Source organism: Streptomyces sp. H27-H1 (genome assembly GCF_026627445.1).
Lineage (GTDB): Bacteria > Actinomycetota > Actinomycetes > Streptomycetales > Streptomycetaceae > Streptomyces.
Genome location: NZ_JAPNLJ010000028.1, coordinates 26,474 through 49,142, shown reverse-complemented (window position 1 = coordinate 49,142; position 22,669 = coordinate 26,474). Strand labels below are relative to the sequence as shown.

Below are 22,669 nucleotides of genomic sequence, written 5' to 3'. Positions count from 1 at the left end.
CCCTGCCGCCACCCCCGCCCCTGCCCAGCCGGCCGCCCGGCGCCGCTACGAGTACCCGTACCGGCACGCCTCGGCCCGGAGGCCGCCCTACGCGCCGAACGCCCGCGACAGCGTGTAGATCACGAGACCCGCCAAGGCGCCCACCACCGTGCCGTTGATGCGGATGAACTGGAGGTCGCGGCCGATGTGGGCCTCGATCTTGCGGGAGGTGTGCGCCGCGTCCCAGCCCGCGACCGTGTCCGTGATCAGCGAGGTGATCTCCGTCCGGTACGTGGTGACGACGTACACCATCGCGCCCTCGATCCAGCCCTCCACCTTGTCCTGGAGCCTGCCGTCCGTGGCCAGCCGGGCCCCCAGGGACATCAGCGAGGAGCGGACCCGCATGCGCAGTGCGCTCCGTTCGTCCTCCGCCGCCGAGATGATCATGGAGCGGACCGCCGTCCAGGTGGAGGCGATCACGTCCTGGATCTCCTCCCGCTGCAGGATCTCCGACTTCAGCCGCTCCACCCGCGCCCGCGTCTGCGTGTCCGACTGGAGGTCGGCCGCGAAGTCCGCGAGGAAGCGGTCCACCGCCCCGCGCGCCGGATGCTCGGGCATGTCCCGCATCTCCTGGACGAAGCGGAGCAGTTCCTTGTAGACGCGGTCGCCGACCTTGCGGTCCACGAATCTCGGGGTCCAGCCGGGGGCCCCGCCCTGCACCGCCGCCTCCACCGACTCGGCGTGGGTGACCAGCCAGTCGTACGCCCGCGCGCACACCAGGTCCACGACCCGGCGGTGGCCGCCGTCCGCGACGACCTTCTCCAGTGTCTTGCCGATCCCCGGCGCGATCTCCGCCGTCTCGGCCCGCCGCGTGATCGCCTCGCCCACGATGGCCTGCACATCGGAGTCCCGCAGGATTGTCAGCGCCCCGCGCAGGGCCGTGGCCAGCTCCGCCGTGACCCGGTCGGCGTGCGCGGGCTCGGCCAGCCAGGCGCCGAGCCGGCCGCCGATGCCGAGGGCGTGCAGCCTCGTACGCACCACGTCGGCGGAGAGGAAGTTCTCCCCGACGAACTCCCCGAGCGAGACGCCGAGCTGGTCCTTCTTGGTCGGGATGATCGCGGTGTGCGGGATGGGCAGGCCGAGTGGCCGCCGGAAGAGGGCGGTGACGGCGAACCAGTCCGCGAGCGCGCCGACCATGCCCGCCTCGGCCCCGGCCGCGACGTACCCGGTCCAGCCGCCCGCGCCCGCGTGCTCCGCCCACTTCGCCGCTACGTAGATCAGCGCGACCAGGATCAGCAGGCCGGTGGCGGTCCGCTTCATCCGGCGGACTCCGCGCCGGCGCTCCTCGTCCGCCTCGCTGAACACGAAGCCGCCCCGTGCCGCCGCGGCAGCCTTCGCCGACGCGTCCTGCGCCGTCGACGAAGCCTGCGCCTCAGCCGTAGCCGTCGTGCTGCCCTGCTCCACGTGCTCCTGCCTTCCCCCGGGCGACGGTTTCGTCCGCGATGCGTCCGACTCCCTAGCATCCGACTCCCGGGGCGCCCGGGGAGTTCCCGGCGCGCCGTACTCGTCGCCCGTCTGCGTCCCCCGTCTGCCCCGGGACCCTGCCCGGGAACCGAGCCCCGGGCAGGGTCCCGGGAGCCAAGCCCCTGGAACGTGTCCCCTACAGCTCCTTGCGCGGCTTCTGCTTCGAGACCGACCGCTGCTTCGGCGGCTTCACCTTCACCTCGACCCCGCCCCAGAAGGCGAGGCCCGTCACGACCACCCGCGGAGCCCCCGGCTCCACCGGGCCGGGGCTGTCGCGCTGGTCGAAGCCGCCCATCACGCCGATGCCGCGCACGTCGACCTCGACGCCCGGCGGCACGGTGATCTGGATGCCGCCCATGATGGCGACGCAGTTGATCACGACCTCCCGCTGCGCGAAGTTCGCCTCGCGCAGGTCGATCTCACCGCCGCCCCAGAACGCCACCGCGTGGAAACGGGCGGGCATGGTCCAGTTGCCCTTGCGCTGGAAGCCCGACATGACCGCCACGGCCATGGCCGGGCCGCCCGCCGCTCCGCCGCCGCCCACGATCCGGGCCGGCCAGGCCGCGTCCGACCCCGCCGGCACCGCCTTGGTCAGCCCGCCCGGAGCAGTCGGCGCGGCCGCCAGCGGGGCCGTCGCGCCGAGCGCGGGCAGATCCCTCGTCAGCGGTTCGAGCTCCGCGTACGTACGGGACCGGTAGGCCGCGTCCAGTCGTTCCTCGAACTCGTCCATGTCGAGCCGGCCCTCGGCGACGGCGTCCCGCAGCCGGTCCACCACCCGCTCGCGGTCCGCGTCCGACGCCCTCAGCGCCGGCAGCGGCCCTTCGGCCGGCGGTCCTTGCGGCGACGGTCCCGCGGGCGACGCCTGCTCGGACACCGCTTTCTCGGACAACGCCTTCTCGGGCAAGGGCTTCTCAGGCCGCTCGTCACTCATGTGGACCAGCCTATGCAGTCACCCCGGAGAGCGGTACGGCCCCGACCCCGCTCCGGCTCAGGGTTGTCCCTGATTTAACCCCGCCCCTTCACCCGCCCCTCAACTCCGCCCCCTAACCCCGCCCCGCGTACATCCGCGCGATCACGTCCTCGATGTCCGGCTCCCGCACCGACAGGTCCAGCAGCGGGTACTCCGCCGCCACCGCGGCCACCAGCGGAGCCGCCGAAGCACGCGCCGGGAATGCCAGCCACTGCCGCGCACCCTCCACCTTCACCACCCGCGCCCCCGCCACCTCGATCGGCGGGAGCTCCCGCTCCAGGTCCACCACCAGCGTCCGCTCGCTCACCACCGCACCGTCCGCACCGTCGGCCGTGTGCAGCCCGCCCAGTGAGCCGTCGTACACCAGCCGCCCGTGGTCGATCACCATCACCCGCTCGCACAGCTGCTCGATGTCCTGGAGATCGTGGGTGGTCAGCAGCACCGTGGTGCCGAGCTCCTCGTTCAGCTCCCGCAGGAAGCCCCGTACGCTCGCCTTGCTCACCACGTCCAGCCCGATCGTGGGCTCGTCCAGGTACAGCACGTCGGGGTCGTGCAGCAGCGCCGCCGCGATGTCCCCGCGCATCCGCTGCCCCAGCGACAGCTGCCGTACGGGTACGTCGAGCAGCTCGGCGAGGTCGAGCCGCTCCACGCAGCGCTCCATGTTCTGCGCGAACCGGGCCGCCGGGATCCGGTACATCCGCCGCATCAGCCCGTAGGAGTCCTTCAGCGGCAGGTCCCACCACAGCGTCGTGCGCTGTCCGAACACCACGCCGATCCGGTGCGCGAGGCGCAGCCGCTCCCGCGAGGGATCGATGCCGGCGACGCGCAGCCGGCCGCCGCTCGGGGTGAGGATCCCGGTCAGCATCTTGATGGTCGTCGACTTACCGGCGCCGTTGGGTCCGATGTAGCCGACCATCTCGCCCCGAGCCACCTCGAAGCTGATCCCGTCCACGGCCCTGACCTGACGTTTCTCCCGGCGTACCAGGCCCACCCGGCGCCGTACGTCGAAGACCTTCTCGACCCCGTCCAATGAAATCAGCGCATCCGACACGTCTGCTCAGCTCCCGGTGCTGCGGTACGAACGGACCCCCGCGCGCCAGGCCAGCGACGCGGGGAGGAACACCACGAAGGCCACCAGCGGGCTGGCGAAGGCCACCCACTCCGGCAGCCCCAGCGGATCGGGTCGGCCCAGCACGTACAGCGCGGGCAGCCAGTTGACGAAGGCGAGCGGCACGATGAAGGTCACCCCGCGCAGCAGGTCCTTCGCGAAGACGGTCGGCGGGTACTGGAGCATGGTGCAGCCGCCGTAGGTGAAGGAGTTCTGCACCTCGGCGGCGTCCCCGGCGAGGAATTGGAAGGACGCCCCGGCCACCATCACCGCGCCGAAGATCGCCGCCCCGGCCGTGATCATCACGGGCACCATCAGTACTTTCGCGACGGTCCAGTGCAGCTGGTCCAGGTCCGAGATCGCCCACCCCAGCACTCCGAGTCCCTGCGCGATCCGCCCCAGCCGGCGCAGCGCGAACCGGTCGGCCGCCACCTGGGCGAGCACCGGGACCGGGCGGACCAGCATGGTGTCGAGAGAGCCGTCACGGATCCGGGAGCCGATCCGGTCGGTGTTGCCGAGCAGCAGGTCGGCGAGGCCCAGGGAGGCCGAGCAGGACCCGTACAGCAGGGCGATCTCGGGCAGCGTGAAGCCTCCCAGCTCGTCGACGTGGGAGAACATGATGGTGATCGCGACGAAGTCCAGGAGGGTGATCGCCGCGTTGCCGAAGGTGGAGAGGAAGAAGGACGTGCGGTACGTCATCGTCGACCGGATCCACATCGCGACGATCAGGCCGTAGCCGCGCAGCCCTTCCAGGAGCCGGCTGCGTTCCGGGACGGCCAAGGGCGGAGCGGCGGCCGCCGGGTCACGTACGGCAGTCGTCCCGGCCGCTCCTGCGGTGCCCGGCCCTCTCCCGGCAGAACCTGCGGCCGGCCCCTCCACGACCCGCTCAGCCACCCTGAACCACCACCTTCCGCGTCGCGGCCGCCTGCAGCAGCCGGCCCAGCCCGAGCAGCACCACCGCCCACGCGGCCTGGAAACCCATCGCGCCCGCCGTACTCGCGGCCCCGGCGCCTCCGGCGCCCCCGCCGAGCAGTACGTCCACCGGCACCTGGAGCATCGCCGCCCAGGGCAGGACACGGACGAACTCCCCGAAGCCGCCCGGGAACACGGTCAGCGGCAGCAGCATCCCGGAGAAGAAGATGGAGACGACGGTGGCCATCATGTTGATCCCGGCCCCGTCCATCAGCCAGAACGCCGCCAGCCCCAGCAGGTAGCGCAGCGCGAAGCTCACCACCAGCCCGAGGAACACGGAGACCAGGAAGAGGAGCCAGCGCAGCGGAGCGGTGGGCAGCGCCAGCTGGAAGGCGAGAGCGCCGACCACCAGCGGTACTACGCCCCGGCCCAGGAGTTGAAACGCCGCCCGGCCCAGATCGCCCGCGAGCCACCACAGCTGCAGATCGGCCGGACGGTACAGGTCGACGGCGATGTCACCCGTACGGACGCGTTCTTGGAACTCCTCCTGGAAGCCGCCGCCGATCAACGCGCCCGCGGCGAGCAGCGCCTGACTGACCCACATGAAGGTGAGGGCCTCGGACTGGTCGTAGCCGCCGAGTCCGGGCCGCTCGTCCCAGAGCGCGATGTACGTGTAGGCGAGGATGAAACCGAACGCGGTGTTGGTGAACACCCCGGCCGCGGTAGCCGTCCCGTAGGTCGCGTACCTGCGAAAACCCCCGGCCGCGACCGCTCCGTAGAGCCCGGATCTCCGAACCACCGGCTGGCGCACCGCATCCCTCCGTTTCCCACGTCGTTGCTGCGTCGTTCCTACGTCGGCCAAAGCGCGCGAGCTTAGTGCGGAGGGGCGATCCACGCGAACGATTTACGCCCGTCCGGAGCGGAACCGGCGGCCATCGGGTAGACAGCATGAGGTACAGATGTGGATATTTCGTACGGCGCCGAGGAGTCCCGGAGATGAGCGACCCGTCACCACCGCCCGGATGGACGCCTCGCGATCCCGACACCCCCGACGGACAGCAGGCGACGGGCGCCGGAGCACCCCCGCGACCCGGGCCGCCGGCGACCGCAAGAGAAGCCAAGAAGGCGCAGAAGGAGCAGGCGAAGGCGGCCAAGAAGGCCAGGCGCAAGCGCACCGGCTGGCGCCGGATCCTGCCGACCTGGCGCATGGTCCTGGGGGCGTTCCTGCTGTTCGCCCTGCTCCTCGGCGGCGCCCTCGTGGCCGGCTACCTGCTGGTGCACATCCCGCCCGCCAACGCGGCCGCCGTGGCCCAGTCCAACCTCTACCTCTACAGCGACGGCTCCCAGCTCGCCCGCGACGGCGAGGTCAACCGCGTCAACGTGCCGCTCTCCCAGATCCCCCGGACCGTCCAGGAGACCGTACTGGCCGCCGAGGACCGCGACTTCTACTCCGAACGGGCGGTCGACCCCACGGCGATGCTGCGCGCCGCCTGGAACACCGCGACCGGCAAGGGCACCCAGTCCGGTTCGACCATCACCCAGCAGTACGTCAAGAACTACTACCTGGGCCAGGAACAGACGATCAAGCGGAAGGTGAAGGAGTTCTTCATCGCGATCAAACTCGGTCGTGAGAAGTCGAAGGACTACATCCTCGAGGGCTATCTGAACACCAGTTACTTCGGCCGGAACGCCTACGGCATCCAGGCCGCCGCCCAGGCCTACTACGGCAAGGACGTCGGCAGGCTCACCACCGCCGAGGGCGCCTACCTCGCCACCCTCCTCAACTCCCCCAGCGCCTTCGACGTCGTCGCCCACCCCCAGGGCCGCGCCCGGGCCCTCGCCCGCTGGAACTACGTACTCGACGGCATGGTCAAGAAGGGCTGGATGACCGCCGCCGCACGCGCGACCACCCAGTTCCCCGAACCCGGCAAGGTCCGCCCCGCCGCCGGCCTCTCCGGACAGCGCGGCTACCTCGTCGAGGCCATCAAGGACTACATCGTCGAGAACAAGATCCTCGCCGACAAGACCCTCGCCGAGGGCGGCTACCGCATCACCACGACCATCGACAAGACCCGCCAGGGCGCCATGGTCGACGCCGTCGACGACAAGATGGTCAGCGAGCTCGACCCCGAGAAGCGCAAGGCGGACCGCGTCGTACGCACCGGGGCCGTCTCCATCGACCCGGCCTCAGGCAAGGTCGTCGCCATGTACGGCGGCATCGACTACACCAAGCAGTTCGTCAACAACGCCACCCGGCACGACTACCAAGTGGCCTCCACCTTCAAGCCGTTCGTCTTCGCCTCCGCCGTGCAGAACGACTCCCGCACCCAGGACGGCCGCACGATCACCCCGTACACGATCTACAACGGCGACAACAAGCGGCGCGTCGTCGGCACCCGCATCCCCTACGCCCCGGAGAACGAGGGGCAGATCAGCTACGGCAACATCACCGTCAACACCGCCACCGACCTCTCCGTCAACACCGTCTTCGCCCAGATGGTCATCGACGCCGGCACCGACAAGGTCAAGCAGACCGCCATCGCCCTCGGCATCCCCGAGAACACCCCGAACTTCGACGCGGGACCGGCCATGGCGCTGGGCACGATGCAGGCCAGCGTCCTGGACATGACCCAGGCCTACGCGACCCTCGCCGCCCACGGGCGGCACACGCCGCACACCTTCGTGGAGAAGATCGCCAAGGAGGGGGACACCGTCCCGCTCCCCCAGCGCGACCCGTCCCAAGCCGTCAGTCGCGAAGCCGCCGACACCACCACGTCCATGCTGGTCAGCGTCGTGGACAACGGCACCGGTACGGCCGCCCTGGCCGCCGGCCACCCGGCCGCGGGCAAGACGGGGACCGGCGAACTGGACCGCTCGGCCTGGTTCGCGGCGTACACCCCGGACCTGGTCACGGTCGTGTCGATGATGGGTCAGGACCCGGACACCGGCTCCCTGGAGCCCCTCTACGGAGCCCTCGGCGAGGCCCGCATCGGGGGCGGCGGCTACCCGGCCCGGATCTGGGCCCAGTACACGAAGACGGCCCTGGCCGACAGCGACCCCGTGGACTTCGACCTGGAGCTCATGCCGGGAGCGAACCAGCCTCCGGCGCCCCCGCCCGTGGACCCCGACCCGCAGCAGACCCCGAGCGAGCGCCCCTCGGGCCCGCCGGCCCGCCCCACGCGGACCCCGCCGACGGGCGGGCAGACGCAGGGCGGGCAGACGAACGGAGGCCGCACGACCGGCGGCCAGAACACCGGGGGCCAGAACACGGGCGGCCGGAACACGGGCGGGCAGAACACCGGGGGCCAGACCACCGGCGGCGACCAAACCACCGGAGGCCAGACCACCGGAGGCCAGACCACAGGTGGTCAGACCACGGGCGGCCAGACCACCGGCGGCCAGACGGACGGCGGCGCCGACACCACGGCCGGCAACCAGGGCGGCGCCACCGAGGGCGTGCGCCCACCGGCGGACCTACTGGAGTGAACCACTGGACTGGAGTGAACCACTGGAACGGTCACCCAGTGACTGGGTGAATCAGTGGCTCAGTGGCTCAGTGACCGGAGGTCGCCTTCAGCCCCACCACGGCGACCAGCAGCAGACAGATGAAGAAGATCCGGGCGGCGGTGACGGGCTCACCCAGCACCGCCATACCGAGCACCGCCGCCCCGGCCGCCCCGATACCGACCCACACGCCGTACGCCGTACCGATGGGCAGGGTCTTGGCGGCGTACGACAGCAGCACCATGCTCGCCACGATGCCGGCGCCCGTGAAGACGCTCGGCCACAGCCGCGTGAACCCTTCGGTGAACTTCATACCGATCGACCAGCCGACTTCGAGCAGACCGGCGAGGAGAAGCAGAACCCAGGCCATGACAGGCACCTCCGGAACGAGAGCGGTACGGGGTGCGTCGTCTTGTCAGACCCGGTACGGCGCGTCTCGTCGGGGTTCTCCACCACCGTAGCAAAACCGAACGAAAAGGGCCGGTGACGATGGTCACCGGCCCCACATCTTCGACGCGTCTTCGATACGTCGTCGATACGCCGTCAATGCGTCTTCGATCTAGAGATACAGCCCCGTGGAGTCCTCGGACCCCTCCAGCCGCTCGGCGGCCACGGCGTGCAGGTCCCGCTCCCGCATCAGCAGGTACGTAGCCCCGCGCACCTCCACCTCGGCCCGCTCCTCGGGGTCGTACAGCACCCGGTCCCCCGGCTCGACCGTTCGTACGTTCTGCCCGATCGCGACGACCTCGGCCCAGGCCAGCCGCTTGCCCACCGCGGCCGTCGCCGGGATCAGGATGCCGCCGCCCGAGCGCCGCTCGCCCTCCGGCGAGTCCGACTTCACGAGCACGCGATCGTGCAGCATGCGGATGGGCAGCTTGTCGTGGGTGGTGGTGTTCTCGCTCACGCCCCGAACCTACCCGCCCGCGCCCGCGCCGCACCCCGCAGGGTCATCAGCGCTTGCGGCGCGCCGACAGCACCAGCAGGCCCACGACACCGACCGCGAGCAGCGCGATCGGCACGATCCGCTCGACGCGCGGGGCACCGTCCTCGTGGCGCAGCCCGTCGCGGGCGTCGGTGACGAGGCGGTTCACCGTCGCCACCGCACGGCCGACGGTCTGGTCGACGGTGCCGACCACCTTCGCCCTGGCGTCCCCGACGATCGTCTTGGGGTGCAAGCGCACGCCGATCTCGTCGAGCGCCTCGGCGAGCTGTTCGCGGCGGCGGACGATGTCCGCCTCGATCTGTGCGGGGGTCCTGGCTTCCGGCACCGCGCTGCCTCCGTCGTCATCGTGGTCGTGGTCGCTCACAGGGGGCGTAGCCCACCATGAACAGTCTGTCAGCAGCTTAGTCTCGGACCTTACCGATCCCCTCTTGAGGAGACTGTTGATATGAGCGAGCGACTTGAGCCGGGCGCCATCGCCCCCGCCTTCACCCTGCCCGACGCGGACGGCAACGAGGTCTCGCTCGCCGACCACAAGGGCCGCAAGGTCATCGTGTACTTCTACCCGGCCGCGCTGACGCCGGGCTGCACGAAGCAGGCCTGCGACTTCACGGACAACCTGGCGGTCCTGGCCACGGCCGGCTACGACGTCATCGGCGTCTCGCCGGACAAGCCGGAGAAGCTGGCGAAGTTCCGCGAGCAGGAGAACCTGAAGGTCACCCTGGTCGGCGACCCCTCGAAGGAGGTCCTGACGGCGTACGGGGCGTTCGGCGAGAAGAAGCTGTACGGCAAGACGGTGACCGGCGTCATCCGCTCCACGATGGTCGTCGACGAGGAGGGCAAGATCGAGCACGCCTTCTACAACGTCAAGGCCACGGGCCACGTAGCCAAGATCATCAAGGACCTGGGCATCTGACCCCGCCCTCCCCACCACGCCTGCCCGCACCGCCAACCGGTGCGGGCAGTTCCGTTTACGGGACGCAACCGTATGCGCACCGGTTCGTTAGCCCGTACGAGGCTGCGAACGCGCGGCCGGGACCCTGCGGCTGCTGTGCCCCAACTGTCACGCGATCACCAGCACGTGGTGCCGGGGAGGCTCCCGCCGGGCTGAATGAAATGCCCTTCGCCGCGGTCGGCACCGGCCCGCTACCATGACAGCACCTCGCGGCCGTGTCGTAACAGGCAGCCGAGCGGCGCTTAGAACGCCGTGGGAGAAATCCCGTGGGGGTTCGAATCCCCCCGGCCGCACACACACGAAGGCCCGGCTCGCAGAGCCGGGCCTTCGGCGTATCTTGCCTCAGCCCAGCAGCTCCCGGACCACCGGGATCAGGCCGCGGAAGGCCTGGCCTCGGTGGGAGATGGCGTTCTTTTCCGTCGCCGTGAGTTCCGCGCAGGTGCGGGACTCGCCGAGGGGCTGGAGGATCGGGTCGTAGCCGAAGCCGCCCGTGCCGGCCGGGGTGTGGCGCAGGGTGCCCAGGAGGCGGCCTTCGACCACGCGTTCCGTGCCGTCCGGGAGGGCGAGGGCGGCGGCGCAGAAGAAGTGGGCGCCGCGGTGGGGGTCGTCGATGTCCCCGAGCTGGGCCAGGAGCAGTGCGAGGTTCGCGGAGTCGTCACCGTGGGCGCCGGCCCAGCGGGCCGAGAAGATGCCCGGGGCGCCGTTCAGGACGTCCACGCACAGGCCCGAGTCGTCGGCGACCGCGGGCAGGCCGGTGGCCTGGGCGAGGGCGTGGGCCTTGAGGAGGGCGTTCTCGGCGAAGGTGACGCCGGTCTCCTTGACGTCCGGGATCTCCGGGTACGCGTCCGCGCCGACCAGCTCGTGCGGCAGGCCGGCGTCGGACAGGATGGCGCGGAGTTCGCCGACCTTGCCCGCGTTGCGCGTGGCGAGGATCAGGCGGCTGGGGCTGGGAGGGGGCGTCGAGGTCATGGCCCCATTATCTCGGGCCGCCGGGGGGCTCAGCCCGGGGTGCAGACCTTCGAGATTTCCTTGGCAGCGTCCGCGACCGGAGTGACGTCGGGGGTGGTGGTGCCGCTCTCCAGTGAGGTGCGGACGTTCGAGACGGCCGTGTTCATCGAGGAGATGGCCTTGCTCAGGTCGGCGTTGTCCGTCTGGTCGCCGACCTTCTTGAGGTTGGTCTCGATCGCGTTGAGCGCGTTCTGGGCGTCCTGCGGGCTGTTGCCCGCCTGCGAGACAGCTGCCTGGAGGTCGTTCGCCCCGTCGGTGATGGCGACGGCCGTGCTCGCGCAGTCCATCGCCGTCGAGATCGCGTCGCAGGAGGTGATCGCGGGTATGGCTAGGGCTGCCGTCAGGGCGACGGCTGCCAGGCGGTACTTCGGCTTCACTTCGGCCCCCAGGAGGATGGTGTGGATACGAGCGTTCGGATCCACGGATGCGCAGGTACCCGGATACGGGTACGTGGACGGGTGCACGGCTTCGACGCCGTGCACCCGTATGCCAAGAGACGCGCGGACGTGCCGCGCGGTTGCCGCGTGAGCTAACGCGTGAGCTCCAGGGCGCCGAGCTGCAGGGCCTCCAGGTCGGCGCAGCCGCCGGTGGCCAGGTCGAGGAGGGCGTTGAGCTCCTTGCGGTCGAAGGGCTCGCCCTCGGCCGTGCCCTGGACCTCGACGAAGCGGCCGTCACCGGTGCAGACCACGTTCATGTCGGTCTCGGCGCGCACGTCTTCCTCGTAGCAGAGGTCGAGGAGCGGGACGCCGTCGACGATGCCGACGCTGACGGCGGCGACGGTGCCGGTCAGGGGCTTGCGGCCGGCCTTGATCAGCTTCTTCTGCTGGCCCCAGGTGATGGCGTCGGCCAGGGCCACGTAGGCGCCGGTGATGGCGGCGGTGCGGGTGCCTCCGTCGGCCTGGAGGACGTCGCAGTCCAGGACGATGGTGTTCTCGCCGAGCGCCTTGTAGTCGATGACGGCGCGCAGCGAGCGGCCGATCAGGCGGGAGATCTCGTGGGTGCGGCCGCCGATCTTGCCGCGTACGGATTCACGGTCGCCGCGGGTGTTCGTGGCGCGGGGCAGCATCGAGTACTCGGAGGTGACCCAGCCTTCGCCGCTGCCCTTGCGCCAGCGCGGGACGCCTTCGCTGAAGGAGGCGGTGCAGAAGACCTTGGTGTCTCCGAAGGAGACGAGGACGGAGCCCTCTGCGTGCTTGCTCCATCCGCGTTCGATGGTGACCGGGCGGAGCTGTTCGGGCGTACGGCCGTCGATGCGAGACATGGCAGCGAGCCTAGCCGGTACGGGGGAACGAGAAGACCCCGTCCGGGTGCGTCCGGTCGGGGTCCTGTCGTACGTGCGGGCACTCGTGCGCGAGTGCCCGCACGGGTGCCCGTGGGGGTACCCGTGCGAGCCGGTGGGCTCAGCTCACATCATGTCTTCGATGTCGGCGGCGATCGGGTCGGCGTCGGTGCCGATGACGACCTGGATCGCGGTGCCCATCTTGACGACGCCGTGGGCGCCGGCGGCCTTCAGCGCGGCCTCGTCGACCTTGCTCGGGTCCTTGACCTCGGTGCGGAGGCGGGTGATGCAGCCCTCGACCTCTTCGATGTTGTCGATGCCGCCGAGCCCGGCGACGATCTTCTCAGCCTTGGTGGCCATGGTGTTTCTCCCTGAGTTCTACGAAGAACGAGTCTCGACTGACATCCGGCGCCGGGCGTCTGCACACCTGACGCCCGACCGACCAAGATGGTCCGCTTCGTCACGGTAACCCACGATTGGCCCAGCTACGCGGGCACATGCCCGGTCTCTGACGAATGATAACGATCAGCACCAACCTGCCCTGGGGCGGGTGAAATGCGACCGCAACACAAGTGGTCTACACCAGTGTGCCGCAAGTGTCGCGGCTGCCAAAAACGGGCCGGTCAGGGAGGACGCGGATGAGCGCGAGCAGCGCCGCAGCAGTGCCACAGCCGAAGTGGTGGAACGGCTTGTTCCAAGGGCTGCAGAAGATGGGCCGGAGCCTCCAGCTGCCGATCGCCGTGCTGCCCGCGGCAGGCATCTTGAACCGGTTCGGCCAGGACGACGTCTTCGGCAAGGACGGCCTGGGCTGGACGGACGTCGCCAAGGTCATGGCGTCCGCGGGCGGCGCCCTGCTCAGCGCCGACATCGGCCTGCCGCTGCTCTTCTGCATCGGCGTCGCGATCGGCATGGCCAAGAAGGCCGACGGCTCGACCGCGCTCGCGGCAGTGGTCGGCTTCCTCGTCTACCGGGGCGTGCTGCACGCCTTCCCCAAAACCTGCCCGGCGGGGACCAGGGACATCAAGGGTGCCTGCCTGGGCGCGGGCGACGCCTTCGTCGAGTACACCTACCAGAATCCGGGGGTGTTCGGCGGCATCATCATGGGCATGCTGGCCTCCTGGTTCTGGCAGCGCTACCACCGCGTGAAGTTGGTCGACTGGCTGGGCTTCTTCAACGGCCGGCGGCTGGTCCCGATCATCATGACCTTCGTGGCGATCGTCTTCGCCGTGCTCTGCCTGTGGATCTGGCCCCCGATCGGCAACGCACTGGAGAGCTTCTCGGACTGGCTGGTGGGCCTGGGCTCGCTGGGCGCCGGCATCTTCGGTCTCGCGAACCGCGCGCTGCTGGTGATCGGCCTGCACCAGTTCCTGAACGTGCCGGTGTGGTTCCAGTTCGGCAGCTACACCAAGCCGGACGGGCAGACCGTCCACGGCGACATCCCGATGTTCCTGGCGGGCGACCCGAACGCCGGGCAGTTCACGACCGGCTTCTTCCCCATCATGATGTTCGCCCTCCCGGCGGCGGCGCTGGCCATCACGCACTGCGCGAAGCCGGCCCGGCGCAAGGAGGTCGGCGGCCTGATGCTGTCGGTCGGCCTGACCTCGTTCGTCACCGGCATCACCGAGCCGCTGGAGTACTCGTTCCTCTTCCTCGCACCCCTGCTGTACGCGGTCCACGCGGTGCTGACGGGTGTGTCGATGGCGGTGACGTGGGCGTTCGGGGTCAAGGACGGCTTCAGCTTCTCGGCGGGGCTGATCGACTACCTCATCAACTGGAGCCTGGCGACGAAGCCCTGGCTGATCATTCCGATCGGACTCTGCTTCGCGGTCGTCTACTACGGCATCTTCCGCTTCGCGATCACCAAGTGGGACATCAAGACTCCCGGCCGGGAGTCCGACGAGGAGATCGCGGTGATGCAGGCGGAGAACACCAAGGCGTGACGTTCGGGGCTTGAGCCCTTGCGGAGGGTGGGCGAACGCCCCTCGGAAGGACATGCCGAACGGCATCACCGCAGGGCGCCGGAAGCCCCGCTCGAAGCACCTCGCGGCACACGAGGCCTTCGGACCCCCAGGGTCCGAAGGCCTTTGTCATGTATGCCCAACTGTGTCCTCCCCCACGGAAATGACGGGTTCCTTACGCAGACCACACCGTGCTACAACTGGTCTACACCACTGAGTGGTGTAGACCACGTGGGTCTTTCGGCCCCGAGGTCCTCCCCTTTCCTGAGACGCCGCCACCCCCTTTTCCATGTCCCCAGGCAGCGCCTTGTCCACTGGAGGAAGTTGATGAGTACGGCCACCGCCGCTCCCGCCAAGAAGCGGGGCTCCGGCCTGATCCAGGGTCTGCAGAAGGTCGGCCGCAGCCTTCAGCTGCCCATCGCCGTCCTGCCGGCCGCGGGTATCCTGCTGCGCCTCGGCCAGCCCGACGTTTTCGGCGCCGACGGCCTCGGCTGGGGCAAGGTCGCCACGGTGTTCGCCACCGCCGGTGACGCCGTCTTCGCCAACCTGCCGCTGCTGTTCTGTATCGGTGTCGCGATCGGCTTCGCCAAGAAGTCGGACGGCTCCACCGCCCTCGCGGCACTCGTCGGGTACCTGGTCTACAAGAACGTCCTCACCGCCTTCCCGGTGACCGAGGCCGTCATCAACACCACCGAGAACAAGGGTGTGGACGTCGCCGCGACGTACAACAACCCGGGTGTCCTCGGCGGCATCATCATGGGTCTGCTCGCCGCGGTCCTGTGGCAGCGCTTCCACCGCACGAAGCTGGTGGACTGGCTCGGCTTCTTCAACGGCCGCCGCCTGGTCCCGATCGTCATGGCCTTCGTCGGCGTCCTCGTCGGCGTCTTCTTCGGTCTGGCCTGGGAGCCGATCGGCGAGCTCATCGCCAACTTCGGCGAGTGGATGACCGGTCTCGGCTCCATCGGTGCGGGCATCTTCGGCCTCATCAACCGCGCGCTGATCCCGATCGGCATGCACCAGTTCGTCAACACCGTCGCCTGGTTCCAGATCGGTGACTTCACCGACGCCGCCGGCGCGGTCGTGCACGGTGACCTGAACCGCTTCTGGGCCGGCGACGCCAGCGCCGGACAGTTCATGACCGGCTTCTTCCCGATCATGATGTTCGGCCTGCCGGCCGCCGCCCTGGCCATCGCCCACAGCGCCCGCCCGGAGCGCCGCAAGGCCGTCACCGGCATGATGGTCTCGCTCGCCCTCACCTCGTTCGTCACGGGTGTCACCGAGCCGATCGAGTTCTCCTTCATGTTCATCGCGCCGGTGCTGTACGCCATCCACGCGGTGCTGACGGCCGTGTCCATGGCCGTCACGTGGGCCCTCGGTGTCCACGCCGGCTTCACCTTCTCCGCCGGCCTGATCGACCTGGGCCTCGGCTGGAACAAGGCCACCTCTCCGTGGCTGATCCTGCCGATCGGTCTGGTCTTCGCGGCGGTCTACTACTTCGGCTTCCGCTTCGCGATCACCAAGTTCAACCTTCCGACGCCGGGCCGCGAGTCCGACGAGGAGCTCGCAGAGATGGAGAAGGCCGAGGCCAAGTAGGTCTCCCGCGCCACACCACGACGAAGCCCCGCTCTCCCGGAAGGGAGGGCGGGGCTTCGTCGTACGGAGGGGCGCGCGGCGGGGGTCAGACCTCGTACACCGCGCCCGCGTACGCCAGGTCCACCGGGCCGTCGTAGACCGCGCGGGCGTCGGCCAGGTTCCGTTCGGCGTCCGTCCACGGCGGGATGTGGGTCAGGACGAGCCGGCCGGCCCGGCCGCTGCGGGCGAACTCGCCGGCCTCGCGGCCGTTGAGGTGGAGGTCCGGGATGTCTTCCTTGCCGTGCGTGAAGGAGGCCTCGCACAGGAACAGGTCGGTGTCCTCGGCGAGCAGCCCCAGCTCGGCGCAGACGCCGGTGTCGCCGGAGTACGTCAGCGAGCGGCCGCCGTGCTCGACGCGGATCCCGTAGGACTCGACCGGGTGGCAGACCTTCTCCGTGCGGACCTGGAACGGGCCGATCTCGAAGCTGCCGGACTTCAGGGTCCGGAAGTCGAAGACCTCGCTCATGGAACGCTCGTCGGGGACGTCCTCGTAGGCCGTGGACAGCCGCTTCTCGGTGCCCTCGGGGCCGTACACGGGGATGGTGCCGCAGCGGCCGCCCTCGTGGCGGTAGTAGCGGGCGACGAAGTACCCGCACATGTCGATGCAGTGATCGGCGTGCAGGTGGCTGAGGAAGATCGCGTCGAGATCGTAGAGCCCGATGTGCCGCTGGAGCTCGCCGAGGGCGCCGTTGCCCATGTCGAGGAGCAGCCGGAAGCCGTCGGCCTCGACGAGGTAGCTCGAACAGGCCGATTCCGCGGACGGGAACGAGCCCGAACAGCCGACGACGGTGAGCTTCATGGAGCGTGAACCTCCGTGGACGGTCCGTGGACGGAATGCGGGCCGTGCGTGGGTCGAGCGTAAGGCGCGAAACGTCCGGTCGCTCCTCCGCGGCGGGCCGTTGTGGGGCGAATCACCTGAGCTGTCACCCGGGGGAGCGACGGGGTGGACGCGGGTTGCCATCCGGGTGCGGTACGGGCTTGGTGCGGCTGCGGTGCCGGGACGTGCGTCCACGGCTACGGTCGGAGTATGGACACGTCCTGGTGGCCGGCGGCCGCCGCGGTGGTGGCCGTGATCCTGCTGGTGCTCCTCCCCCGGCGGGCACGGCGGGCCGCGGATCCTCCGCACGGACCGGGACCGCCGCCGCGGCCGGAGGCCGGAGAGCTGTGGTCCCTGGCCGGCGGCCGGCCCGGCGGGCGGCCCTGCCTGGTGCTGGGCGTACGGGGCCACCTGGCGCGGATCGCGTGGATCACCGGAAAGTACGACGACCGGCGCGCCGGGGTCATCCCGCTGCCCCCGGGAGTGGTGGGGGCGGGGGGTGCGTTCCTGGAGGCGGACCGGGTGCTGGAGGTGTCGGTATGGGAGTTCGCACGGGCGCGGCGGCTGGGCACGGTGGATCCGGCGGTGTGGGACGAGGTGAAGGGGCTCGGCGGACTCGGACCGTCCGGCTGAAGCGGGTCTACGATCCCTGCGAGCCGGAGCTGGACGGGCTCCGGGTGCTCGTGGACCGGCTGTGGCCGCGGGGACTGTCCAAGGAGGCGGCGGGGATCGACGAGTGGGCGAAGGCGGTCGCCCCGTCGACGGAGCTGCGGAAGTGGTTCCACGGGGGTGGGTCCGTGGAGGAGTTCCGGGAGCGGTATGCCGTGGAGTTGGGGGCGGAGGCGGCGGTGGCCGAGCTGGAGCGGCTGCGGGGCGTGGCCTCGGGCGGGCCGGTCACGCTGCTGACGGCCGTCACGGATCCGGCGGGCAGCCACGCCGGTGTGCTGGCCGCGCTGTTGGCCTGACCCTTGTGCGGGTGGTCGTCGGGGTGCGGTGTGCCGCTGCGCGGGGCGAAGTCCCCTACCCTCCCCCAGGCTCCGTCCGGGGGCCCCGGTTCCGCTGTTCCCCGGGCGCTGCCCGGACCCCGGACCCCGGTCCTCAAACGCCGGACGGGCTGAAGTGCTCCTGGGGCTCCGCCCCCGGACCCCGCGTCTCAAACACCGGCGGGGCTATAAGTAGCCCCGCCGGTGTTTGAGGTGCCTCTCGGGCTACGCCCAGAGCTGGCCCTGGAGGGCTTCGATCGCTTCTTCCGTCGTCGCCGCCGTGTAGACGCCCGTCGACAGGTACTTCCAGCCGCCGTCGGCCACGACGAAGACGATGTCGGCCGATTCGCCCGCGGCCACCGCCTTGCGGCCCACGCCGATCGCCGCGTGGAGGGCCGCGCCCGTGGAGACGCCCGCGAAGATGCCCTCCTGCTGGAGCAGTTCCCGGGTGCGGGTGACCGCGTCCGCCGAGCCGACCGAGAAGCGGGTCGTGAGGACCGACGCGTCGTACAGCTCGGGGACGAAGCCCTCGTCGAGGTTGCGCAGACCGTAGACGAGGTCGTCGTAGCGGGGTTCCGCCGCCACGATCTTGACGCCCGGCACGTGCTCCCGCAGGTAGCGGCCGACGCCCATCAGGGTGCCCGTGGTGCCGAGGCCCGCCACGAAGTGGGTGATCGAGGGGAGGTCCGTGAGGATCTCGGGGCCGGTCGTGGCGTAGTGGGCGCCCGCGTTGTCCGGGTTTCCGTACTGGTAGAGCATCACCCAGGAGGGGTTCTGCTCCGCGAGCTCCTTCGCGACGCGGACGGCCGTGTTCGAGCCGCCCGCCGCCGGCGACGGGACGATCTCGGCTCCCCACATGGCCAGCAGGTCGCGCCGCTCCTGCGAGGTGTTCTCCGGCATGACGCACACGATCTTGTAGCCCTTGAGCTTCGCCGCCATCGCCAGGGAGATGCCGGTGTTGCCCGAGGTGGGCTCGAGGATCGTGCAGCCGGGGTACAGCCGGCCGTCCTTCTCGGCCTGCTCGACCATGTGGAGCGCGGGGCGGTCCTTGATCGAGCCGGTCGGGTTGCGGTCCTCCAGCTTCGCCCAGATGCGGACGTCGTCCGAGGGCGAGAGCCGGGGCAGGAGCACCAGCGGCGTATTGCCGACCGCGGCCAGGGGGGAGTCGTAGCGCATTACTTCGATCCGCCGGCTACGGCCGGGAGGATGGTGACGTTGTCGCCGTCCTTGAGGGCGGTGGAGATGCCGTCGAGGAAGCGGACGTCCTCGTCGTTGAGGTAGACGTTGACGAAGCGGCGCAGCTCGCCGCCCTTGGCCTCGTCGATGATGCGCTCCTGGATGCCCTTGTGGCGGCTCTCCAGGTCGGAGAACAGCTCGGACAGGGTCGCGCCCTCACCGGAGACGGCCTTCTGGCCGTCGGTGTAGGTGCGGAGGATGGTGGGGATGCGGACCTCGATGGCCATGGCAGGCTCCAGTCAGGTGGTGAGGAAGGGCGGGCGAAGCGAACGCGGGCGGAGCTGAGGCGGGCGTGAGCGCGCGGCCCGCCAGGGGCCGACGGGGCTCAGGCGGCAGTACAGATGGCGCTGGCGAGGCGGCACAGGTCGACGTGCAGCCGCGCCACGAGCAGCAGCCTGCCGGGCGTCTCGATGCTCACGTCGTGGGAAACCATGCGGTCATGTTAACGATTCCCGGTCCCTGGTTTGGAGTGTGATCCCACATCGTGGACGAATATCGCTCACATACTGAGCAGTAGCCCCATACCGGTGCCTCAGTAGGCCGCTACGACCTGCACTTCTTCCTCCGTGATCACACCTTCGACGATCCGGTACGACCGGAACTGGAACTCTCCGAGACCGTCCTTGTCCGCCGTGGAGACCAGGACGTAGTGCGCGCCGGGCTCGTTCGCGTAGGTGACGTCCGTGCGCGAGGGGTAGGCCTCGGTCGCGGTGTGCGAGTGGTAGACGATGACGGGTTCTTCGTCCCGGTCGTCAAGATCGCGGTAGAGCTTCAGCAGGTCCTTCGAGTCGAACTCGTAGAACGTGGGCGACCGGGCCGCGTTCAGCATCGGTACGAACCGCTCCGGGCGGTCCGTACCGGCCGGGCCGGCCACCACGCCGCAGGCCTCGTCGGGGTGGTCCTGGCGGGCGTGCGCGACGATCTGGTCGTGGAGGGCCTGGGTGAGGGTCAGCATGAGCGACAGGATAAGCAGACGGGCCCTCCCGTACCGAGGAGTGGTACGGGAGGGCCCGGATCGTGGACACGGGCCCGTGTTCCGGGGGCCGGTGGCCGATGTGCCGCGTGGTTCCCGGCCGTGGCAGGCGGCCGGGACTCACGGTTTCGGGGGCGCTACGAGACCTTGGTGAAGGCCGCTCCGCGCGGGTCGCGGGACTTCATCACCAGGTAGGAGACACCCAGCAGCAGGCCCCACAGGGGGGCGCAGTAGAGCGAGACCCGGGCGTCCTTGTCGATGCCCATCATCACGATCACCATGCCGATGAAGGCCAGGGCGAAGTAGCTCGTGAGCGGGGCGCCGGGGGCGCGGAAGGTCGACTTCGGCAGGTCGCCGCGGTCGGAGGCGGCGCGGTAGCGGATCTGGCAGACCAGGATCATGATCCAGGCCCACATGCCGGAGATGGTGGCGAAGGAGACGACGTAGTCGAAGGCCTTGCCGGGGGCCACGTAGTTGATCCAGACGCCCACCAGCATCAGCGCGGCGGAGAAGGTGGTGCCGGCGAGCGGGGTGCCGCTCTTGGTGAGCTTGGTGAAGACCTTCGGGCCCTGGCCGTTGAGCGCGAGGTCGCGCAGCATGCGGCCGGTGGAGTACATGCCCGAGTTGCAGGAGGACAGGGCTGCGGTCAGGACGACGAAGTTGACGACCGCGGCGCCGACGCCGAGGCCCATCTTCTCGAAGGCGGCGACGAAGGGGCTGACGCCGGGCTGGAACTCGTGCCACGGGACGACCGACAGGATCATGATCAGCGCGCCGACGTAGAAGACGGCGATGCGCCACGGCACGGTGTTGATGGCCTTGGGCAGGGTCTTCGCGGGGTCCTTGGACTCCCCGGCGGTGACGCCGACCAGCTCGACCGCGAGGAAGGCGAACATCACGATCTGCAGGGTCATCAGCGTGCCGCCGAGGCCCTTGGGGAAGAAGCCGCCGTCGTTCCACAGGTTCGAGACGGTCGCCGTGTCGGCGGCGTCGGAGAAGCCGATGGTGAGGATGCCGGCGCAGATCAGGATCATGCCGACGATGGCGGTGACCTTGACCATGGAGAACCAGAACTCCAGCTCGCCGAAGAGCTTCACGGAGATCAGGTTCGCGGCGTAGAGGACGAAGGTGAAGATCAGCGCGTACGCCCACTGCGGGAAGCTGTCGTGGGTCCAGTACGCCATGTACTGCGCGGCGGCGGTCACCTCGACGATGCCGGTGACCACCCAGAAGAGCCAGTACGTCCAGCCGGTGACGTAGCCCCAGAACGGCCCGAGGAACTCGCGGGCGTAGTCCGAGAAGGAGCCGGACACCGGGCGGTACATGAGCAGTTCGCCCAGGGCCCGCATGATGAAGAAGATGACCAGGCCCGCGATGGCGTAGGCCAGGATCAGGCTGGGGCCGGCCTTGGAGATGGCCTTGCCGGCTCCCAGGAAGAGGCCGGTGCCGATGGCGCCGCCGATCGCGATCATCTGGATCTGGCGGGCGCCGAGGGTGCGGTGGTACCCCTCGCCGCTGCCCTCGGTCGTGTCGTGCTGCTGCTCGTCGACCTGTACGGAGGTCATGTCTGGTGCGCCTTTCTCCACGCCGACCCGCGCCATGACTGGCTGCGGATCGGGTCCTCGATCCCCCCGGATACGGATGGAGTTGCACGCCGGCGGTCAGCCGGTTCAAGCAGGCCGGGGGCATGGGTGGCGCCCCGTCGGCGGTCGTGAAGATTTATCACGTGCTTACGGGTGCTTGAGGGAAGAAAATGTGACGCAGGGCGCAAAAAAAACAGGACAGAGGTCCTGAAACAGATCAGATCACCACACCGTGGTGATCTGATCGTTATCCGGATTTGAGCGTCCGCTGAGCGAACGGCCCATGCGCTTGAGGATCCTCAGAGGGTCCCGGTGAGCGTCTCGATGAGGGTCTCCTGCAGACCGCCGAGCCAGAGGTACGCCATCACCATCGGCTTGCGCGGATCGTCGTCCGGCAGCCGGAACAGCACGGCGCTCTCGTCGTCCTCCGTGATGTCGAGGCGGGCCGCGATGGTGAGCCGCAGGTCGTTCAGGGCGCCCAGCCAGCGCAGCCGCAGCTCTCCGTCGACCTCGAGGACGGCCACCCCGTCACCGGCCGGGCTGAGCCCGTCCAGGCTGCGTACGACGGCGAGCGCATCCTCCCGTTTGCGGGTGCGCAGGTCGTTCTCGGTGAAGCGGCGGAATTCGGCCGAGTGGGCCCGCAGCTCCTCCGCGTCGGCGCCGGGTCCGGTCTCCGGGCCGCCGTAGGCGTCGGGGAAGAGCCGGGCGAGGGCCGGGTCGGAAGGGGGTTCGGTCGGGCCGTCGGAGGCGGCGAAGAGCGCGGCCAGCGGGTCGGCGTCCGGCTCGGGCTCCGGATCGCCGGGGCCGATGAGCTCCAGCAGCTGCACGGCCAGCGAGCGCAGGATCGAGACCTCGACCTCTTCCAGCGCGATGCCGGCGCCGCCGCCCTTCAGGGGCTCGAACACGCCGCCCATCAGTTGCGGTCCTGGGACATGGTCGCCCAGAGGCCGTAGCCGTGCATGGCCTGCACGTCCCGCTCCATCTCCTCACGGCTGCCGCTGGAGACGACCGCCCGACCCTTGTGGTGGACGTCCATCATCAGCTTGTTCGCCTTGTCCTTGGAGTAGCCGAAGTACGCCTGGAACACGTACGTCACGTAGCTCATGAGGTTGACCGGGTCGTTGTGCACCAGGGTCACCCACGGGACGTCGGGTTCGGGGACCGCGAAGGCCTCTTCGGACGATTCGGTGCGTTCGATCTCAACGGGAGCAACACTCACTTGTCCCATGCTGCCACTGACAGTGGCCCGTCGCACAAACGGGCCCCTACATCTCGTCACTTTGACGAGATGTGCGCTAGCATCCGTCG

The 22,669-nt window shown here is 69.8% G+C and carries 26 protein-coding genes, 1 tRNA gene, 1 pseudogene and 1 riboswitch; of the genes and pseudogenes, 8 read left to right on the top strand and 20 right to left on the bottom strand.

Going from position 1 to position 22,669, the window contains the following annotated elements; all coding sequences use genetic code 11:
• Positions 1–87: 87 nt before the first annotated feature.
• The 5 genes from OTB20_RS26780 to OTB20_RS26760 form a co-directional block, all read right to left on the bottom strand.
• Positions 88–1,443 (bottom strand): DUF445 domain-containing protein, encoded by a 1,356-nt coding sequence (locus OTB20_RS26780; RefSeq protein WP_267821240.1) that lies wholly within the window; start codon positions 1,441–1,443, stop codon positions 88–90.
• Between the two features lie 196 nt (positions 1,444–1,639).
• Positions 1,640–2,434: a DUF1707 SHOCT-like domain-containing protein gene (locus tag OTB20_RS26775; RefSeq protein WP_324290420.1), complete on the bottom strand. Its 795-nt coding sequence runs from the start codon at positions 2,432–2,434 to the stop codon at positions 1,640–1,642.
• A 112-nt stretch (positions 2,435–2,546) separates the two neighbouring features.
• Entirely contained in the window at positions 2,547–3,524 is a 978-nt protein-coding gene (locus OTB20_RS26770) for an ABC transporter ATP-binding protein (RefSeq protein WP_267821238.1), read from the bottom strand.
• 6 nt (positions 3,525–3,530) lie between these two features.
• Positions 3,531–4,361, bottom strand: coding sequence for an ABC transporter permease (locus tag OTB20_RS26765; protein ID WP_267821236.1), 831 nt, complete (start codon positions 4,359–4,361; stop codon positions 3,531–3,533).
• Between the two features lie 106 nt (positions 4,362–4,467).
• Positions 4,468–5,292: an ABC transporter permease gene (locus OTB20_RS26760; protein WP_267821338.1), complete on the bottom strand. Its 825-nt coding sequence runs from the start codon at positions 5,290–5,292 to the stop codon at positions 4,468–4,470.
• A gap of 197 nt (positions 5,293–5,489) precedes the next feature.
• Here OTB20_RS26760 and OTB20_RS26755 point away from each other — a divergent pair, with 197 nt between their 5' ends.
• On the top strand, positions 5,490–7,979 hold the full coding sequence (locus tag OTB20_RS26755; RefSeq protein ID WP_420716492.1) for a transglycosylase domain-containing protein: 2,490 nt from the start codon (positions 5,490–5,492) through the stop codon (positions 7,977–7,979).
• Between the two features lie 67 nt (positions 7,980–8,046).
• On the opposite strand, the gene OTB20_RS26750 is transcribed toward OTB20_RS26755, so the two are convergent.
• The 3 genes from OTB20_RS26750 to OTB20_RS26740 all read right to left on the bottom strand — a co-directional run bounded on the left by OTB20_RS26750 (position 8,047) and on the right by OTB20_RS26740 (position 9,265).
• Complete coding sequence (locus OTB20_RS26750; protein WP_030026576.1) at positions 8,047–8,367, bottom strand: DMT family transporter; 321 nt, start codon at positions 8,365–8,367, stop codon at positions 8,047–8,049.
• Positions 8,368–8,398: 31 nt separating this feature from the next.
• Positions 8,399–8,463, bottom strand: a riboswitch (guanidine-III (ykkC-III) riboswitch).
• Positions 8,464–8,556: 93 nt separating this feature from the next.
• On the bottom strand, positions 8,557–8,901 hold the full coding sequence (locus tag OTB20_RS26745; protein ID WP_267821231.1) for a GroES family chaperonin: 345 nt from the start codon (positions 8,899–8,901) through the stop codon (positions 8,557–8,559).
• 46 nt (positions 8,902–8,947) lie between these two features.
• Entirely contained in the window at positions 8,948–9,265 is a 318-nt protein-coding gene (locus OTB20_RS26740; protein WP_267821335.1) for a DUF3618 domain-containing protein, read from the bottom strand.
• A gap of 120 nt (positions 9,266–9,385) precedes the next feature.
• Between OTB20_RS26740 and bcp the strand changes: the two genes are divergently transcribed.
• From bcp to OTB20_RS26725, 3 genes and pseudogenes are all read left to right on the top strand, one after another.
• A complete protein-coding gene (gene bcp, locus OTB20_RS26735) occupies positions 9,386–9,853 on the top strand; it encodes a thioredoxin-dependent thiol peroxidase (RefSeq protein ID WP_267753936.1) in 468 nt (155 codons plus the stop codon).
• 124 nt (positions 9,854–9,977) lie between these two features.
• Positions 9,978–10,052, top strand: a pseudogene (locus tag OTB20_RS26730) (HNH endonuclease); the annotation flags it as partial.
• Between the two features lie 49 nt (positions 10,053–10,101).
• Positions 10,102–10,185, top strand: a tRNA-Leu gene (locus tag OTB20_RS26725).
• A 49-nt stretch (positions 10,186–10,234) separates the two neighbouring features.
• Here the strand turns inward: OTB20_RS26725 and rdgB are convergent.
• From rdgB to OTB20_RS26705, 4 genes are all read right to left on the bottom strand, one after another.
• Positions 10,235–10,861: an RdgB/HAM1 family non-canonical purine NTP pyrophosphatase gene (gene rdgB, locus OTB20_RS26720; RefSeq protein WP_267821229.1), complete on the bottom strand. Its 627-nt coding sequence runs from the start codon at positions 10,859–10,861 to the stop codon at positions 10,235–10,237.
• Positions 10,862–10,890: 29 nt separating this feature from the next.
• Positions 10,891–11,322 (bottom strand): hypothetical protein, encoded by a 432-nt coding sequence (locus OTB20_RS26715; RefSeq protein ID WP_267821226.1) that lies wholly within the window; start codon positions 11,320–11,322, stop codon positions 10,891–10,893.
• A gap of 107 nt (positions 11,323–11,429) precedes the next feature.
• Positions 11,430–12,161 (bottom strand): ribonuclease PH, encoded by a 732-nt coding sequence (gene rph, locus OTB20_RS26710; protein WP_267761955.1) that lies wholly within the window; start codon positions 12,159–12,161, stop codon positions 11,430–11,432.
• A 144-nt stretch (positions 12,162–12,305) separates the two neighbouring features.
• Positions 12,306–12,539: a PTS glucose/sucrose transporter subunit IIB gene (locus OTB20_RS26705; protein WP_267758374.1), complete on the bottom strand. Its 234-nt coding sequence runs from the start codon at positions 12,537–12,539 to the stop codon at positions 12,306–12,308.
• A 278-nt stretch (positions 12,540–12,817) separates the two neighbouring features.
• On the opposite strand from OTB20_RS26705, the gene OTB20_RS26700 reads away from it, so the two are divergent.
• Both OTB20_RS26700 and OTB20_RS26695 read left to right on the top strand, forming a co-directional pair.
• A complete protein-coding gene (locus OTB20_RS26700) occupies positions 12,818–14,119 on the top strand; it encodes a PTS transporter subunit EIIC (RefSeq protein ID WP_267821224.1) in 1,302 nt (433 codons plus the stop codon).
• Between the two features lie 345 nt (positions 14,120–14,464).
• Positions 14,465–15,730 (top strand): PTS transporter subunit EIIC, encoded by a 1,266-nt coding sequence (locus OTB20_RS26695; protein ID WP_267821223.1) that lies wholly within the window; start codon positions 14,465–14,467, stop codon positions 15,728–15,730.
• A gap of 85 nt (positions 15,731–15,815) precedes the next feature.
• Here the strand turns inward: OTB20_RS26695 and OTB20_RS26690 are convergent, their stop codons facing one another.
• Complete coding sequence (locus OTB20_RS26690) at positions 15,816–16,568, bottom strand: MBL fold metallo-hydrolase (protein ID WP_267821221.1); 753 nt, start codon at positions 16,566–16,568, stop codon at positions 15,816–15,818.
• 228 nt (positions 16,569–16,796) lie between these two features.
• Between OTB20_RS26690 and OTB20_RS26685 the strand changes: the two genes are divergently transcribed.
• On the top strand, positions 16,797–17,219 hold the full coding sequence (locus OTB20_RS26685) for a hypothetical protein (protein ID WP_267821218.1): 423 nt from the start codon (positions 16,797–16,799) through the stop codon (positions 17,217–17,219).
• Complete coding sequence (locus OTB20_RS26680; protein ID WP_267821217.1) at positions 17,174–17,551, top strand: DUF488 domain-containing protein; 378 nt, start codon at positions 17,174–17,176, stop codon at positions 17,549–17,551. The genes OTB20_RS26685 and OTB20_RS26680 overlap by 46 nt, the downstream gene beginning before the upstream one ends.
• Positions 17,552–17,794: 243 nt before the next feature.
• Here the strand turns inward: OTB20_RS26680 and OTB20_RS26675 are convergent, their stop codons facing one another.
• The 7 genes from OTB20_RS26675 to clpS all read right to left on the bottom strand — a co-directional run bounded on the left by OTB20_RS26675 (position 17,795) and on the right by clpS (position 22,589).
• Entirely contained in the window at positions 17,795–18,745 is a 951-nt protein-coding gene (locus tag OTB20_RS26675) for a PLP-dependent cysteine synthase family protein (RefSeq protein WP_267821215.1), read from the bottom strand.
• Positions 18,745–19,032 carry a MoaD/ThiS family protein gene (locus OTB20_RS26670; protein ID WP_267758383.1) on the bottom strand — a complete coding sequence of 96 codons (288 nt, stop codon included), beginning with the start codon at positions 19,030–19,032 and terminating at the stop codon, positions 18,745–18,747. The genes OTB20_RS26675 and OTB20_RS26670 overlap by 1 nt, the downstream gene beginning before the upstream one ends.
• 98 nt (positions 19,033–19,130) lie before the next feature.
• Complete coding sequence (locus OTB20_RS42535) at positions 19,131–19,238, bottom strand: putative leader peptide (protein ID WP_323182362.1); 108 nt, start codon at positions 19,236–19,238, stop codon at positions 19,131–19,133.
• 99 nt (positions 19,239–19,337) lie between these two features.
• On the bottom strand, positions 19,338–19,760 hold the full coding sequence (locus tag OTB20_RS26665; protein ID WP_267758384.1) for a M67 family metallopeptidase: 423 nt from the start codon (positions 19,758–19,760) through the stop codon (positions 19,338–19,340).
• Between the two features lie 155 nt (positions 19,761–19,915).
• Positions 19,916–21,343, bottom strand: coding sequence for an amino acid permease (locus OTB20_RS26660; protein ID WP_267821213.1), 1,428 nt, complete (start codon positions 21,341–21,343; stop codon positions 19,916–19,918).
• Between the two features lie 317 nt (positions 21,344–21,660).
• Complete coding sequence (locus OTB20_RS26655; protein WP_267821211.1) at positions 21,661–22,275, bottom strand: DUF2017 domain-containing protein; 615 nt, start codon at positions 22,273–22,275, stop codon at positions 21,661–21,663.
• Positions 22,275–22,589, bottom strand: a complete 315-nt coding sequence (gene clpS, locus OTB20_RS26650) for an ATP-dependent Clp protease adapter ClpS (RefSeq protein ID WP_267821209.1) — start codon at positions 22,587–22,589, stop codon at positions 22,275–22,277. Before clpS ends, OTB20_RS26655 begins: the two co-directional genes overlap by 1 nt.
• Positions 22,590–22,669: the final 80 nt, after the last annotated feature.